This is a genomic window from Litoreibacter ascidiaceicola (genome assembly GCF_900129235.1).
In the GTDB taxonomy this organism is placed as follows: domain Bacteria; phylum Pseudomonadota; class Alphaproteobacteria; order Rhodobacterales; family Rhodobacteraceae; genus Litoreibacter; species Litoreibacter ascidiaceicola.
This window is the reverse complement of the sequence record NZ_FQUV01000005.1, coordinates 86,045-101,976: the sequence shown is the minus strand read 5'-3', so window position 1 is coordinate 101,976 and position 15,932 is coordinate 86,045. Positions and strand designations below refer to the sequence as shown.

The 15,932-nt window shown below is 61.5% G+C and carries 13 protein-coding genes and 1 riboswitch; of the genes, 4 read left to right on the top strand and 9 right to left on the bottom strand.

Annotation, left to right across the window (positions count from 1 at the left end):
• Window positions 1-786 (bottom strand): HTD2 family dehydratase, encoded by a 786-nt coding sequence (locus BUB72_RS11470; protein WP_083588659.1) that lies wholly within the window; start codon window positions 784-786, stop codon window positions 1-3.
• A gap of 43 nt (window positions 787-829) precedes the next feature.
• Between BUB72_RS11470 and BUB72_RS11465 the strand changes: the two genes are divergently transcribed.
• Window positions 830-1,246: a VOC family protein gene (locus BUB72_RS11465; protein WP_073143853.1), complete on the top strand. Its 417-nt coding sequence runs from the start codon at window positions 830-832 to the stop codon at window positions 1,244-1,246.
• Here BUB72_RS11465 and BUB72_RS11460 read toward each other — a convergent pair.
• Window positions 1,237-1,776, bottom strand: coding sequence for an NADPH-dependent FMN reductase (locus BUB72_RS11460; protein WP_073143852.1), 540 nt, complete (start codon window positions 1,774-1,776; stop codon window positions 1,237-1,239). The genes BUB72_RS11465 and BUB72_RS11460 overlap by 10 nt on opposite strands.
• Window positions 1,777-1,861: 85 nt before the next feature.
• Here BUB72_RS11460 and BUB72_RS11455 point away from each other — a divergent pair, with 85 nt between their 5' ends.
• Window positions 1,862-3,526, top strand: a complete 1,665-nt coding sequence (locus BUB72_RS11455) for a thiamine pyrophosphate-binding protein (RefSeq protein ID WP_073143851.1) — start codon at window positions 1,862-1,864, stop codon at window positions 3,524-3,526.
• Window positions 3,527-3,797: 271 nt separating this feature from the next.
• Here the strand turns inward: BUB72_RS11455 and cobO are convergent, their stop codons facing one another.
• Window positions 3,798-4,418, bottom strand: a complete 621-nt coding sequence (gene cobO, locus BUB72_RS11450) for a cob(I)yrinic acid a,c-diamide adenosyltransferase (protein WP_073143850.1) — start codon at window positions 4,416-4,418, stop codon at window positions 3,798-3,800.
• Window positions 4,419-4,549: 131 nt separating this feature from the next.
• Here cobO and BUB72_RS11445 point away from each other — a divergent pair, with 131 nt between their 5' ends.
• Window positions 4,550-4,840, top strand: a complete 291-nt coding sequence (locus tag BUB72_RS11445) for a hypothetical protein (RefSeq protein WP_073143849.1) — start codon at window positions 4,550-4,552, stop codon at window positions 4,838-4,840.
• Between the two features lie 24 nt (window positions 4,841-4,864).
• Here BUB72_RS11445 and cobN read toward each other — a convergent pair whose 3' ends face one another.
• The 5 genes from cobN to BUB72_RS11420 form a co-directional block, all read right to left on the bottom strand.
• Window positions 4,865-8,548 carry a cobaltochelatase subunit CobN gene (cobN, locus tag BUB72_RS11440; protein WP_073143848.1) on the bottom strand — a complete coding sequence of 1,228 codons (3,684 nt, stop codon included), beginning with the start codon at window positions 8,546-8,548 and terminating at the stop codon, window positions 4,865-4,867.
• A gap of 61 nt (window positions 8,549-8,609) precedes the next feature.
• A complete protein-coding gene (locus BUB72_RS11435) occupies window positions 8,610-9,056 on the bottom strand; it encodes a GNAT family N-acetyltransferase (protein ID WP_073143847.1) in 447 nt (148 codons plus the stop codon).
• Window positions 9,053-10,114, bottom strand: a complete 1,062-nt coding sequence (gene cobW, locus BUB72_RS11430) for a cobalamin biosynthesis protein CobW (protein ID WP_073143846.1) — start codon at window positions 10,112-10,114, stop codon at window positions 9,053-9,055. The genes BUB72_RS11435 and cobW overlap by 4 nt, the downstream gene beginning before the upstream one ends.
• A 1-nt stretch (window position 10,115) precedes the next feature.
• Window positions 10,116-10,799: a CbtA family protein gene (locus tag BUB72_RS11425; RefSeq protein WP_073143845.1), complete on the bottom strand. Its 684-nt coding sequence runs from the start codon at window positions 10,797-10,799 to the stop codon at window positions 10,116-10,118.
• A 15-nt stretch (window positions 10,800-10,814) separates the two neighbouring features.
• Window positions 10,815-11,003: a CbtB domain-containing protein gene (locus tag BUB72_RS11420; RefSeq protein WP_073143844.1), complete on the bottom strand. Its 189-nt coding sequence runs from the start codon at window positions 11,001-11,003 to the stop codon at window positions 10,815-10,817.
• Window positions 11,004-11,038: 35 nt separating this feature from the next.
• Window positions 11,039-11,255, bottom strand: a riboswitch (cobalamin riboswitch).
• 195 nt (window positions 11,256-11,450) lie between these two features.
• Here BUB72_RS11420 and smc point away from each other — a divergent pair.
• Window positions 11,451-14,906 (top strand): chromosome segregation protein SMC, encoded by a 3,456-nt coding sequence (gene smc / locus BUB72_RS11415; protein ID WP_073143843.1) that lies wholly within the window; start codon window positions 11,451-11,453, stop codon window positions 14,904-14,906.
• Window positions 14,907-14,965: 59 nt separating this feature from the next.
• On the opposite strand, the gene BUB72_RS11410 is transcribed toward smc, so the two are convergent.
• Window positions 14,966-15,778 (bottom strand): PRC-barrel domain-containing protein, encoded by an 813-nt coding sequence (locus tag BUB72_RS11410; protein WP_073143842.1) that lies wholly within the window; start codon window positions 15,776-15,778, stop codon window positions 14,966-14,968.
• Window positions 15,779-15,932 lie beyond the last annotated feature (154 nt).

Below are 15,932 nucleotides of genomic sequence, written 5' to 3'. Positions count from 1 at the left end.
CTAGCTTGCGGTTGCGGTCATGCATTGACGCCCGTCTTCCGCCCTTGCCCATAGGGTAAGGCCCCCGTCCACGGGTTTGGCGCAAAAGATGACCGGTTGGTGGTCCAGCAAGGGCGCGGTTGCGCGGAAGTCGAAGGCGGAGAGGCCGCCAAGCAAATCTTCCGCCATGATCATCAAGTATTGCGCCAGAAGTGGTCCGTGCACGACGAGACCGTCATAGCCCTCGACGTTTCGCGCGTAGTCGCGGTCGTAGTGGATGCGGTGGCCATTGAAGGTGAGTGCGGAATAGCGAAACAACTCGGTGGTGGTGAAGTTGTGCGATCTGACTTCGGTCTCGTCCGTTGCTGCGTGCGGTGGGGTGCCGGATCTGGCATCAGCCTCGCGGTAGATCAGGTCCTGCTCTTCCGAGACGAGGAGGGTGCCGTCTTGGGATATCTCGTGGTGCAAAGTGACAAGCCCAAGCGCGCCGGTGCGACCTTGCTTACGGTTTGCGTTTAGCAATGTGGTGGATTTTCTGGCGGTCTGACTCAGTTTCGGGGTTGTGTGGAACCGGAGCCTGCCACCCGCCCACATGCGGCGCGGCAGCCCCATGTCGGGGATGAGCGCGCCGGTTTTGGGATGGCCATCCACGCCAAGTTTGCTGCCGGGTTGCGCATCCCAGAAGTATATCTGGTGCCAGAACGGGCGTATTGCCTCGCCCGACAGACCAAGCGTCGCCGCAAGGGCCGAGAGGCGCGCGGGGTCCAGAATGTCGTCACGAACGGTGCGGTCTTGATCTTGGGTCATGGGCATATCATCCTCCGCTCGAACGGCGAAAGGCAAGCGTGTAATGACCCCAAAACTGACCGGGCTCGACCATTTGGTGCTGACGGTGCGCGACATCGGGAAGACCGTCGCGTTCTATCGCGATGTTCTTGGGATGGAGGTGCAGGAATTCCAACCTGCGGACGGCTCCACACGGACAGCCCTGCTGTTCGGGCAGCAGAAAATCAACCTTCACGTGGCCGGGGCCGAATTCCGCCCGCATGGCCGCTGCCCCATGCCGGGCAGCGCGGATTTGTGTTTGCTGACTGACGGGCCGTTGGAAAGTTGGGCGCGGCATCTGGACAATGCGGGTGTCGACATCGAGGAGGGGCCGGTGGCGCGGAGCGGGGCGCAAGGGCCGATCCAGTCCGTCTATATTCGTGATCCGGACGGCAACTTGATCGAAATCTCTGTGTATCTGCCCCAGGACGCTCAGGCCTGACCGCTCACCTCCGCCGCGAGGTCTGCCATCAACTGCGTCAGGGTTTTGACGTATAGGTCGTTGGTTAGCCTTCCGGCGTTATCAAACTCGTTTGACGCGCCGCCGACCAGAACCTCCGGCCCTTGCAGAATGCGCGGTCGAAACGCCACCATGCAGAGTCTTAGGTTGAACTGCGTCCGCTCCCCGCCTGCGCGGCCTGCAGTGGCCGACATGATCGCGACCGGCTTGCCGAGCCACGGGTTGCTTTCCGTCCGGCTGACCCAGTCGAGCGCGTTTTTCAGAACGCCCGAGATGCCCTTGTTGTATTCGGGAGTGGAGATGACGACGGCATCGGCATCCTTGATTTGACCGGCAAGGGTTTGGACACTCTCGGGGATGCCGCTGGCAGCCTCTAGATCACCGTCATAGAGCGGGACCCGCAAGTCTGCCTCGATGAAGCTTGCAGCGTTGCCAAGACGGGCAGCTTCACGGATGAGTTTTCTGTTGAAGCTGTCGCTGCGAAGCGATCCGGAGATGCAGAGTAAATTCATTCATCGCTCTCTTTCGTTATGGGATTGCCGTTGCAAATAGTGCTTACCTGTCGAAAGACTACGCGCAAATGACACGGAGGTTCCAATGGCGATCAGACATGGCGGCGCAATTCTTGCGGACCAGTTGAAAATTCAGGGCGTGACGCGGGTGTTCTCCGTCCCGGGCGAGAGTTTTCTGGCGGCGTTGGACGGGCTTTATGAAAGCGGCATCCAGAATGTGGTGTGCCGGCAGGAGGGTGGCGCGTCGATGATGGCGGAGGCGCATGGGAAGCTGACAGGGCGCCCCGGCGTGGCCTTCGTGACCCGCGGGCCGGGGGCGACCAACGCGTCGTCGGGGCTGCATGTTGCCATGCAGGACAGCACGCCGATGGTGCTGTTCGTCGGGCAAATCGCGCGGGATCATCGCGACCGCGAGGCGTTCCAAGAGGTCGACTACCGCCAGTTTTTTGGCGGGTTGGTCAAATGGGTTGCCGAGGTTGATCAAACCGAACGGCTGCCGGAATATATCTCCCGCGCGTTCCAGATTGCGCAGTCGGGCCGTCCGGGGCCGGTGGTTTTGGCGCTGCCCGAGGATATGTTGTCGGCGGTGGCAGACGTGGCCGATCGCCCCGAAGTTCAGGTGGCCCGCGCGATGCCGTCGGCGGGCGATGTTGCGCGGGTCATCGACATGCTGGGGCAGGCAAAGCGCCCCTTGGTAATTGCCGGCGGGCCAGGGTGGTCGGCGCAGGCCGCCGCTGATCTGGAGCGCTTTGCGGGTCGCATGGATTTGCCCGTCGCGGTTCCATTCCGGCGGCAGGATTACCTGAACAATGACAGCCCGAACTACGTGGGTGATCTGGGTGTAGGTATGAATCCGGCGCTGGCGAAGCGACTGCAAGCCGCGGACTTGCTGCTGGTGATCGGCGCGCGGGTTGGGGACATTCTGACAAATGGCTACGCGCTGCTGGACCCGGCGGATCATGGCAAGACCCTGATCCATTCACATCCCTGCCCGGACGCGCCGGGCCATGTGTATGCACCGGACTTGGCGCTGGCCTGCGACAGTGCGGCGCTGGTCGCGGCGCTTGCGGATGCTGGCCCGCAAGCGGGCGATTGGGCCGATTGGCGGGCGCAGGCGCGGGCCGAGTATGAGGCGTGGCAGGAGCCCAAGCAGACGCCCGGCCCCGTTAAAATGGAGCAGGTCGTCTTATGGTTGGCAGACCACTTGCCGCAGGACGCAATTCTGACCAACGGAGCTGGAAATTACGCAGCATTCGTCCACCGCTATCACCGGTTCCGGAACTACAAGACGCAAGTAGCCCCGACCTCCGGGTCAATGGGATACGGCTTCCCAGCGTCGATCGCCGCCAAGCTGGAGTACCCGGACCGCACGGTTATCTGCTTTGCCGGAGACGGCTGCTTCCAGATGACCTGCAACGAGATGTCGACCGCTATCCAGCATGGAGCAGCGGTGATCGTGATCGTGGTCAATAACGGCAAATACGGCACGATCCGGATGCATCAGGAAAAAACCTATCCGGGGCGGGTGTCCGGCACGATGATCGCCAACCCCGATTTCGCCGCCTTGGCCCGCGCTTATGGCGGAACGGGGCAGACGGTGACCCGCACCGAAGATTTTGCAGCGGCGTTTGAGGTTGCGCAGAATGCCGGTGTTCTGTCTGTGATCGAGTTGCAACTGGATGACGAGGTTCTGTCAACTGGCATGACCCTGTCAGAGACCCGCGCGCTGGGCGAACAACACCGTAAATGAGTGTCCTTCAGGGGGCGCACGTGGTCCCCCTGAAGCAGTCGAAGACACTCAAACCGAGGCTTCACCTTGGGCGGCCATCGGGTTTCCACCCTGTACCGCCCCGACAGTGAGCGCGATTCTGGTTTCATCTTGGTTAAAATATTCCCGCCGGAGGCTTTACCCTGTCAGCCAAGGTGTCGTTTGAAAGTCCGGGTGCCTCCGGCGGGAATATTTGGGCCAAGATGAAACATGACTTCTGTCACGCGCCGCGCGTGTTAACCTTAATATCCGGTTAGTATTCCACGCCGATCTGCGCCTTGATACCGGAGCGGAAGGGATGCTTGATCAGTTCCATCTCGGTCACAAGATCGGCCAATTCGATCAACTCGTCCTTCGCGTTGCGACCTGTCAGAACCACATGGGTCATGTCGGGCTTTTCTTCTGCGAGGAAGGTGACCACCTCATTAATGTCGATGTAGTCATAGCGCAGCGCGATGTTGATCTCGTCCAGTAGCACCATGTGGTTCGATGGATCCCGGATCAGCTCTTTGGCTTTCGCCCAAGCCGCCTGCGCCATTTCGATGTCGCGGGATTTGTCCTGCGTCTCCCATGTGAAGCCTTCGCCCATGGTGTGGAATTCGCAGATGTCCGAGAATTTTCCCAAGATCAGATCGCGCTCGCCGGTGCTCATGCCGCCCTTAATGAACTGCACCACGGCGCATTTCATGTCATGGGCGATACAGCGGAAGATCATCCCGAATGCGGCGGAGCTTTTGCCCTTGCCCTTGCCGGTATGCACGATGATCAGCCCGCGCTTGTCAGTCTTGGTCGCCATGATCTTGTCGCGCGCGGCCTTTTTCTTGGCCATTTTGGTGGCGTGGCGGGTTAGATCGTCTGGGGTCTCGTTGGTCATGATGCGCTCCGGAATTGGGTTGCGGGTAGCCTGTTGGACTGGCCTGCCTGATGCAAGCCTAAAGGCGGTAAGGGATTGTTAATCATGCAGGGCCTAGGATGGCCTTTTTCCGCCAATAACGGGACTTGGTCATGCGCTTGTTGCTTTGTGTTCTTTTGCCTCTTCTTTCGGCCTGCGCGGCGCCCGGCGTCGGCGCGATGGGCGGCTCCAAGGGGGCTGCGACCGTCGGGGCGTATTCATTTGACGTGAAATTCAGGGGCGGGCATGCCGAGGCGTATCGCTCCAACATTGCCCTTAAACCCAAGGCCCGTGAAGTGTTCGCAGCCGGGACCACTGCCATTGAGCGTGTTACCGGCTGCCATGTCGTCCGGAGTTCCGTTCGGGGCGATGTGGCTGTCATTCAAGCGGATATCCTGTGCTAGGCTGCCGTTGTCCTAGGGGGGTGCTCACAGCAGCCGGTCAATCAAGGCACGTGCAGAGTTTGATTTGGGCGTCCACAGCCCCCGCTCGATAGCTTCGGTCAGCCGTTCTGCCATTTCGCGCAATGCTGCTGGGTTATGCTCTGCGATGAACTCGCGGGTGTCGTCATCCTCCAGATAGGCCTGATGCACCAAATCGAAATGATGGGACTTTGCGGCCCCCGTGGTCGCGGCGAAGGCGAACAGGTAGTCGAGCGTCGCGGCCATCTCGAACGCGCCTTTATAGCCGTGACGTTTCACCCCTTCGATCCATTTAGGGTTCACCACGCGGGAGCGCACGACGCGGCCGATTTCGTCCTCCAAGGTTCGGATGACTGGGCGTTCGGGGCGCGAGTGGTCATTATGGTAGACGGGTCGCGCGCGACCTTGGAGGGTTTCGATGGCCGCCGCCGCGCCGCCTTCGAACTGGTAGTAGTCGTCGCTGTCCAGCAAATCGTGCTCGCGGTTGTCCTGGTTTTGGACAACCGCTTCGGCTTGGCGCAGACGCGCCTCAAAGCTTGCGCGATCACGGGTGCCTTCGGCGTCCTTGCCATAAGCGTAACTGCCCCATTCCAGATAGGCCTCGGCGAGATCGGATTTGTCCGCCCAGAGCCGCTCGTCGATCATCGCCTGCAAGCCTGCCCCATAGGCACCGGGCTTGGAGCCGAAAACGCGGTGGGTCGTGCCTTCGTCGCGGAAACGGGCGGCAGCTGGGTTGTCGGCCTCCGGCTCGTCCAGTTCCATGACCGCGCGGGCAGCGCTGTCGACCAAGGCGATTAGTTGCGGGAAGGCGTCGCGGAAGAAGCCGGACACGCGCAGAGTGACGTCGACGCGCGGGCGGCCCAACACACCCATGGGCAGAATTTCGAAGCCGGTCACGCGACGGTTGGCGGCGTCCCATTTCGGCTTGCAGCCCATCAGCGCCAGCGCCTGCGCGATGTCGTCGCCGCCGGTGCGCATGTTGGCCGTACCCCATGCGTTCAGCAGCAAGGCGCGGGGCCAGTCGCCGTGGGTTTGCAGGTGTTTTTCGATCAGCAGGTTCGCGGATTTCCACCCCAAGGCCCAAGCGGTTGGCGTTGGGACGGCACGGCTGTCGACGGAGAAAAAGTTGCGCCCCGTTGGCAACACATCCATCCGCCCGCGGGTTGGGGCGCCGGAGGGCGCCGGGGCGACGAAGTGCCCCTTGAGGGCGCTGAGAAGGCCCGCCCCTTCCATGGGCCCACAGGCGGCGACGGTTGGTTGCACCTGGGTTCGGATATGCTCCATCACCGTGGCACTGGCGGGGCCGGGGGGCGTTTCGCTGTCCATCAAGCGGATCGCCAATTCCTCCAAGCGTTCCACCGTGTCGCCAGTGCTGCGCCATTTATCACCCGATAAAACCTCTGGGCGGGGGCCGGTCCAGGGCTTCGCCAGATCAGCCGAGAGCGGGTCGAAATCCAGCTCCAAATCATCCGCCAAGGCACGGATCAATGATGCGTCCGCGCCTGTGCCATCGCCGCGGGCAGCGCGGGTCAGGGCGATGGTCAGATCGCGGGCCTGAACGCCCTCGGGCGAGACCCCGAAGATGTGCAACCCGTCGCGGATTTGCGCCTCTTTCAATTCGCAGAGATAGGAATCGAGCTTGGCCAGATCGCCATCCTCGTCACCGGAAAAGCCGACATCTTCGGACAGCCCTGTGGCGGAGGTCATGGACAGGATTTCGCGGCGCAGATGCGCGATGCGGCGGGGGTCAACGCCTGCGGCCTCGTAGTATTCGTCGACCAAGGCTTCGAGGTCTTTTAGCGGCCCGTAGGTTTCCGCCCGCGTCATGGGCGGGGTCAGGTGGTCGATGATAACCGCTTGCGCACGGCGCTTGGCTTGGGTGCCTTCGCCGGGGTCGTTTACGATGAACGGGTACACGTGCGGCGTGGGGCCAAACACGGCCTCCGGCCAGCATTCCTCGGACAGGGCGAGCGCCTTGCCGGGCAGCCATTCAAGGTTGCCGTGCTTGCCCATGTGGACGATCGCGTGCGCGCCGAATTCGTGACGCAGCCAGAAGTAGAAGGCGAGGTAGTTATGCGGCGGCACGAGGTCGGGCGAGTGGTAGGTTTCGGTCGGGTCAATGTTGTAGCCACGGGCAGGTTGCAACCCGACGACCACATTTCCGTAGTGTAGCACCGACAGGGCGAAGCGCCCGCAATCGACCTCGCCTGCGGTATAGAACGGGTCGGTTTCCGGCGCGCCCCAGCGGTCCTCGATCTGCTGGCGCAGGGCGTAGGGCAGTTGCGCGTAATCGCGTTGGTAATCGGCAAGCGACAGATCAACGCCACCGGTGCGCACATGGCGGTCGGTCAGCCAGTTGGTGGGGCCTGCCATCATCGCCTTCATCAGGGCGTCGCTGTCGGGGGGCGGGTTGGCGACGTGGTAGCCTTCATCCCCCAGCAGCTTCAGCACATGGGAGGTCGCGGCGGGGGTGTCGAGGCCGACGCCGTTGGCCAGCCGCCCGTCCTTGTTGGGGTAGTTCGCGAGGATCAGCGCGACCTTGCGGTCTTCGGTTTTAGCACGGCGCAGCTTGGCCCAGTTGGCGGCAAGGTCGGCCACGAACTGGATGCGGTCGCCGCGGGCGCGGTAGGTAGCGATAGGACATTCGGTGGCCTCGTCGAAATAGGCCTCGTCCTTGAAACTGACGGCGCGGGACAGGATGCGGCCGTCGACCTCGGGCAGGGCGACGTTCATCGCGATGTCGCGGCCGGACAGGCCGGTGAGTCCATCGGCCCACGCGGCCTCGGTCGAGCTGGAGAAGATGACCTGAAAGACCGGGGCCTTGTTGGTGAAATGTGCTGCCAGCGGGTTGAAGGCCTCTGCGTCGCCTTGATGCGGGGAGCCGGTGGCGAAGGATGTGGCGTTCAGGATTACCTCGGGCGGAGCTTGCGTCAGCAGGTGCTCCAGCGTGGCCAGACTGATCGGGTCTTTCAGGGAGGCCACGAAGATTGGCAACGGGTTCAGGCCCGCGCGCAAGAGCGACTTCACCAAGCGGTTGACGGGGTTCAGGCCTGCGCCTTGGACGAGGGCGCGGTAGAAGATCAATGGCACGACAGGCGCGCCATCGGTCCATGCGCCTTTCGCGGCGGCGAGGTCGGAGATCCCCGACCCCGGCCAATAGACCCCTGCCCTCAACAAGGGGGATGCGGGGGAGGGTCGCTCGGTTCCGGCGACCATCGCTTGGGCATAGCCGAGGAAGTTTTCCGCATTAGCAGGTCCGCCTTCGACGAGATAGGCCCAGAGCGCGTCATAGTCTTCGTCTGAAACTGTGGACAATCCGCGCAGTTCGGCGTCGGGTTTGTCGTCGCCGGGCAGCAGCGCCAGAGGGACGCCTGCATCGTGAAGATGCGCCGCGTATTGCTCTGCGCCGTATTTCCAATAGCCCACACCGCCCAGAACGCGGGCAATGACCAGCTTGGACTTGGTCGCGCAGGCCTCGATATGCAGGTCCACCGACATCGGGTGGATCAGGTGCATCATGGAAGCGAGGCGCAGGCTGGGTGGGGCCGCCATTTCGCCGCGCGCGGCGGAGAGGGCAGCCAGCTCGGTATCCGCGGCGGAAATCACCACGATTTCGGCAGGCGTTTGGCCCAAATCAACCGGCTCTTGGCCGTTGTCTATCGATCCGGGGGTCGCGGCGAGTAGGTGCATGTCAGCGCCTTATGGCTGGCGGAGGATGCCTCCGGCGGGAATATTTTGGCCAAGATGAAACCTAGAGCGGCTTCTCCATGAACAGGCTGGTCTTGTTGGCCTCATAGTCGCCAAAAGGTCCGCAGGGTGTAAAGCCGTGCTTGGCGTAAAGCCTGTGGGCGGCGTCGAGGCCCTTGCCGGTTTCGAGCTTGAGTGCGGTTAAGCCCAGTGCGCGGGTATGTTTGACGATGTGATCGAGGATGGCGGATGCCGCGCCTTTGCCGCGGGCGGCCCCAGCGGTGAACATGGATTTCAGTTCTCCATAGGTGCCCATGTGCTTGACCGCGCCGCAGCCCAAGAGCGTTTCACCGTCACGGGCCACGAAGAAATGCACCTCCGGCGCGCAGAGAGCATCGATGGACAGGTAGTTGTTTTCTTCGGGCGGGAACAGGCTTTCCATCAGCGCGTGGCTGGCTTGCAAGAGCGCGGTGACCTGCGGGTCACGGGGATCTCCGCGCTCAACGATCATGCTTGCAACGCGGCCTCTATGGTCGCGTGGTCCAGACCGGCTTGGCCGATAACCACCAGCCGCGTTTCACGGGCGGTGCTGCCGAAGGGGCGGTCGAAATAGGTATCTACCCGCGGACCAACAGCCTGAAGCGTCAGGCGCATAGGTTTGCCCTCAACGGCGGCGAAGCCTTTCAGGCGCAATATGTCATGGGTGCGGATCACGTTGGCCACTTGTTCGGCGAACGCCTTCGGGTCTGTGATTTCGCCACGGGTGACGACGAAGGACTGGAATTCGTCATGGCTGTGTTCGTGATGATGGTCGTCGTGGTGGTGATCGTCGTCGTGATCATGGTGGAGGTGATGCACCTCGTGGCGGGCGTCCAGATCATCTTCTGCGCCGATGCCTTGGCCGAGCAACACATCAACGGGAAGCTTGCCCATGGAGGTGCGCACGACTTGGACGCCATCGCGGCTGTCTGCCTTCAAGGTCGCGACCAACGCGTCCGTTTCGGTGTCGCCCAACAGGTCGGATTTGTTGACCACGATCATGTCGGCGCAGGCGATTTGGTCTTCGAACAGCTCTGACAGAGGCGTTTCGTGATCAAGGTTTTCGTCCAGCTTGCGCTGGGCATCCACGGCGGCGACGTTATGGGCGAAACGGCCTTCGGAGACGGCTTTGCCATCGACCACGGTGATCACGCCATCGACGGTCACCTTGGTCGAGATTTCAGGCCAGTTGAAGGCGCGGATCAAGGGTTGCGGCAGGGCGAGGCCGGAGGTTTCGATCACGATGTGATCGGGCAGATTCTCGCGGGCCAGCAGCTTTTGCATCGTGGGGATGAAGTCGTCGGCCACGGTGCAGCAGATGCAGCCGTTGGACAGCTCCATGATGTCATCCTCGGTGCAGGTCTCGTCGCCACAGCCTTTGAGGATGTCGCCATCGACGCCAAGATCGCCAAACTCGTTGATGATCAAGGCGATGCGCTTGCCGTTGGCGTTCTCCAGCATGTGCCGGATCAGGGTTGTCTTACCGGCACCTAGGAAGCCGGTGACGACGGTGGCGGGGATCTTTTGCATGTCAGGAGTCCTTGAATTTGACCCAGAGGGTGGCGGTGAACAGGCCTAACAAGGCCCACGCAACCGCCGAAGTCCCCAAAGAGGCCGTGGCAAAATGAGCGGACAACTCGGGAGCTGCCACGCCGAAATAGGTGTCCAGATGTGGTGCGCCGACGATGTGCGGCGAGACGATGAGGGCTGCCCCGCCAATACCAGCCAGAGTTGAGCCAAAGGCAATCAGACCAAGCCCGACAGCGGTGGCAAGCACAGTGCAAATCCACCAGATCTGGCGGAGTTCCACATCTGCGGCAACGGTGCCTGGAAGCTCTGGCGGAAGGCCCATTGCAGGGGCAAGCTGCACAGCGATGAAGGCTGCGATGCCCCAGATCAGACCTTTGCGAGCGGTCACCTCATGGCCGCCGCGTTCTGTCAAGGCGAAGCCGATCGCAAGAAACAGGGCGAAGGCCGTGAAGGTCACCATGTTAAAGCCGATGCTCATCAGGTCACGCATGGGGTCGGTAAACAACGCAGGATGCCCCGCGTCACTTTGGGTGGAGCCGCCTACTGAGAAGTGCACACGGGCACCCGTTTCATACAGCTCGCCCTCTAGCAGTAAGGGTGTCACCAACCAGAATTGTAGCACGGCGGCAATCACGCCGACGGCTACGCCAGCGAACACAGCGCTGGTCAACAAATTTTTAAACATGTTTTTTGGTGGTGATTAGTGGCAGGGGAACGCCATGGCATGACGTTGGTCATGCGCGGTATCATGCATTACGGAGGCTTGTGCGAAACCGGCTGCGAACAGCAGGGACAGACCCAAAGCGGCAGCACCAAGAATGCTGACAAGGCTCATATCGGTGGTCTGGGTAGCGGTTGCGTTCAGCGTGGCTGTTTTAACGTCGTTCATGTCTGTATCTCCTTGCCCCGTCACACCCGACGGGAGGGGTTTCATTGCGCATGGCTGGTCTCCTGGCTCGCGGGTCGATGCATCCTGCCGCCTTCCCAGATTGCTCCAGTGGCTCGTTGGCAGGGTGCTCACCGCATACAGTCGCGGGGGCGGCTCCGGAGTTGCGTCCCTAATTGGGTCACGCCTACCGAATTCCCATTTTTCCCCACTGTGCTTTGCACGTCGCGGGGAACCATGCTTGGGCACAATGCGTCAGGGGCGCTGTGCGGGTCAAGGTCGATTCCGACAGCCCACATGCATTTCGCGGCACGCTGACTTAAGCGGAAATTCGCAACATCTTGGGGATAACCCTGTGTAGTCGGCCATATGCAGTGGTTTTACGTTGACTCATGGGGGCTAGGTTCAAACAATAACCCACTACACACCGATTCCCCCGCGAGGTCCGCATTGCGCTTCTCTAAACTCAGACTGAACGGCTTCAAAAGTTTCGTGGACCCCACTGAGCTGGTGATTGCTGACGGGCTGACAGGCGTTGTGGGGCCAAATGGCTGCGGCAAGTCCAACCTGCTTGAGGCGTTGCGCTGGGTGATGGGCGAGAATCGCGCCAAGTCCATGCGCGGCTCTGGCATGGAAGACGTGATTTTCGCGGGGGCGTCATCGCGTCCGGCGCGCAACTTCGCGGAAGTGTCCCTGCATATCGACAATTCGGAGCGTTTGGCACCTGCTGGGTTCAACGACCTCGACACGCTGGAGATTATTCGCCGGATTACCCGCGACGCAGGCTCTGCCTACAAGACCAATGGCAAGGACGTGCGGGCGCGGGATGTACAGATGCTGTTTGCTGATGCGTCCACCGGTGCGCATTCGCCTGCTTTGGTGCGTCAGGGGCAGATTTCCGAGTTGATCAACGCGCGGCCCAAGGCCCGCCGCCGTATTCTGGAAGAGGCCGCCGGTATTTCGGGCTTGTATCAACGCCGCCACGAGGCGGAGTTGAAGCTGAACGGGGCGGAGACCAACCTGTCCCGTGTCGATGACGTGATTGAACAGCTTGCCGCGCAACTGGCCCAACTTGCCCGCCAAGCGCGCCAAGCCGCGCGGTATCGCGAAATCGGGGAGGAGTTGCGCAAGTCCGAAGGGATGCTGCTCTACCGTCGTTGGAAAGAGGCCGAAGACGCGAACCTGACCGCCAGCCAAATCCTGACCGAGCGCACGAAGCAGGCCGCTATGTCCGAAGCGCAAGTGCGTGAAGTCGCCAAGTTGCGCCAAGCGATGGAAGACACCTTGCCTCCATTGCGCGAGGAAGAGGCCATCGCCGCCGCCGTTCTGCAACGCCTGCAGGTTCAGCGCGACACGCTGACGGATCAGGAACGTCAGGCGCAGCAAACGATTGAAACGCTGACCGCGCGGATTGACCAACTGGCCCGCGACATCGAGCGCGAAACCGCGCTGAACCGCGATGCGGGCGAGACGATTGAACGACTGGAATGGGAAGCCCGCGAGATCGCCAAGGCCTCCGAGGGGCATGTCGCCAAGCTGGACGCCGCCGCGACCGAAGCCCGTGAAGCAGCGACTGTGTTGCAAGACCGCGAGACGCAACTGGCCGAGCATACCGAGGACGTCGCCCGCCTTGCCGCGCGCCACCAATCCGCGCACCGTCTGCGCGAAGACGCGGCCAAGACATTACAGCGCTACGAGGACGAGGCGAACAAAGCCCGCGCCTCGGTTGATCACGCGCAGGCCGCCGCGACCAACGCGGATACATCGCTGATCGCGGCGCAAACGGCGTTGTCCCAAGCGTCGGTTCAGGCTGAAAAATCCGACACCGATTTGACCGCCGCCGAGGCGGCGCGTTCCGAAGCGCAGAACCGCGAAAGCGACGCCCGCTCACAACGCTCGGAGGCTGAGGGCGAAGCAAACGCCCTGCGTGCGGAGGCCACCGCGCTGTCGCGTTTGGTGGATCGGGACACGTCGGAGCAAGGCCAGCTGCTCGATGTCGTTCAGGTGAAATCGGGTTATGAGAAAGCGCTTGGTGCGGCCTTGGCCGATGACCTGCGTGCACCGCAAATCGACGACGACGAAGTCACAGGTTGGGCGCGCCTTGCGGCCTATCCGCAGCCGCAACGCCTGCCAGAGGGCGTTAGCCCGCTGACCACATATGTGACGATCCCCGACGTACTGGCCCGCCGCATGTCGCAGGTCGGATTGGTCGACGCCAATGACGGCAACCGCCTGCAAGAGTCGCTGTTGCCGGGGCAGCGTTTGGTCTCGGTGGAGGGTGACGTCTGGCGCTGGGACGGGTTCCGCACGGGTGCTGACGATGCACCTTCTGCGGCAGCGATGCGTCTGCAACAGCTCAACCGACTGGAAGAGTTGAAGCAAGCGCTTGAGGGCGCAACGGCGCGTGCAGATGGTGCACGTCAGGCGCATGAGATGCTGACCAAAGAGCTGGCGGAGGCGGCGCAAGCGGATCGGGACGCCCGCGAGGCCCGCAAGGATGCCGACCGTGCAATGGCGGATGCGTCGCGTGCTGTGTCACGTGCCGAAGGCGAGAAGTCTATTGCCGCAGGCCGCGTCGAAAGCCTTGAACTGGCCGTGACCCGCTATGAAGAAGAGGCGATGGCCGCCCGCGAACGTCTGCGCGAAGCCGACAAGGGCGTGGCGGATCTGGGCGATCTGGACGCCGCGCGCGCCGAAGTCGAAGACGTCAAAATGACCGTCGAGGCGTCGCGCATGACCATGCTGGCGAAACGATCCTCACATGATGAATTGCGCCGCGAGGGCGAGGCGCGGACCAAGCGCAGCCAGGAAATCACCACCGAAGTCAGCGGCTGGAAGCATCGTCTGGAAACCGCTGGCAAACGGATCGGCGAGCTGGAGGAGCGTAAGGTAACTTCCGAGGCCGAGCTGAAAGAAGCCTCTGCCGCGCCGTCTGAGCTGGCGGCCAAACGCGACGAGTTGACCTCTGCGATTGACGAAGCCGAGACACGTCGGAAGGCAGCCGCTGACAACTTGGCCGAGGCCGAAACGGCCCTGCGTGAAGGCGTGCAAACTGAACGTGATGCCGAACGCGAAGCGTCCGAGGCCCGCGAAGCCCGCGCCCGTGCGGATGCCCGTGCCGAGGCCGCCAAAGAGACGGTGACTTACGCGGTGGACCGTATCCAAGAAGAGATGGAGACGACCCCGCAGGCGTTGCTCGAAACCTTGGACACGAACCCGGATGACATGCCTCCGGCAGAGCGGGTCGAGGCCGACGTGAACCGCCTGAAGCGTCAACGGGACGCGTTGGGTGCCGTGAACCTGCGTGCAGAAGAAGACGCCAAAGAGGTCTCGGAAGAGCACGACCATCTGCTCAGCGAAAAGACCGATCTGGAAGCGGCAATTTCTGCCCTGCGCACGGGTATCGCCTCGCTCAACAAAGAAGGGCGCGAGCGTTTGCTGACGGCGTTTGAGGAAGTGAACTCTAGCTTTGCCACCCTGTTCAAGCACCTGTTTGGAGGCGGTGAGGCGAAGCTGGTCATGGTCGAAAGCGATGATCCGCTGGAAGCCGGTCTGGAGATCATGTGCCAACCACCCGGCAAGAAGCTGTCGACCCTGTCGCTGTTGTCCGGGGGCGAGCAAACTTTGACCGCTCTGGCGCTGATCTTCGCGGTGTTCCTTGCGAACCCTGCTCCGATTTGTGTGCTCGACGAGGTCGACGCGCCGTTGGACGACGCCAACGTGACGCGGTTCTGCGACCTGCTGGACGAAATGGCCCGCCGGACAGACACGCGCTTCCTGATCATCACCCACCACGCGGTAACAATGGCGCGGATGGATCGTCTGTTCGGGGTGACCATGGCTGAGTTGGGTGTCTCGCAACTGGTGTCTGTTGACTTGAAGAAAGCAGAGCAGCTGGTCGCGTAATGCATGAAAAAAGGGCGCGCAGAAAATCTGCGCGCCCAAATATTTTCGTGTTAGTGAGCTTAGCCTTTGTCGTTCCACTCAGGCAGCGCTTCCAAAGTTTCCTTTGTTTGATCAACGTAAACCCGCAGGTCGTCGCCATCGGTTTCGCGCAGAATGTTCAGCTCGCTCATCGCCAGTGCGACCGGCTTTTCGCCGAGGCCGATGAAGCCACCTACATCAATGACGGCTTGGGTGATCTCGCCCGCGTCATTCAGGATCAGTTTCGACACCTCACCGATATGCTCGTCGTTCTGGTCGTAGACGGCGGCACCGGTCACCATTTCAGTTGTCAGCTTCGATGGATCATAGTTGGTGTATCCGTCGCGTTCCGTAGCGAGCCGAGGTTCGGCATCATCGGTTTTCATGTCCATGTGGGCATCGGTCCACCCACCGACTGTGTCATTGTCGAACGCAGGCGCGCCTTCCAGAGCGGCACGGTTCGATGTGAAGACAACGAAGTAGTCGCCGGCATCATCGCCATCTGCCACCAGTTTAAGCTCGTCCATGTTAACGGCAACGGTCTTCTCACCAATGCCGAGGAAGCCGCCAATATCCAGAAGGATCGCGCGGGTTTTGCCATCGCGGGACATGATCACATCGTTAATCTCGCCGATGTCTTCCCAATCTGTGGACACGTCATTTGCGACGGTGTCGACATCGGTTTCGGCGGTGTAGATGCGCTTACCGATCAGGTCCGACACACGAAGTTCGGCTGCCGTCATGGTGCTTTCTTTAGCACTGTCGAGAAACGTCATGTTGCTGGAATGACCGTCTGCAAGCGCAGGCATTGCAAGGCCGGTTACGAGGGCGGTAGTAATGAGGAAAGTCTTCATCAGTCTATTCTCCTTTGTCAGATTTTACGCTCGAAGCGTGTCTGGTAGAAGAACGTGATATTGCGCTGTCCGTTCCCAAAAAATGTATGAAATATTCTTGGAACTTTAGCGCAGGCTGGGCGTTTGCGGCGTTGCTTCAGGGGCTTTGGAGAAA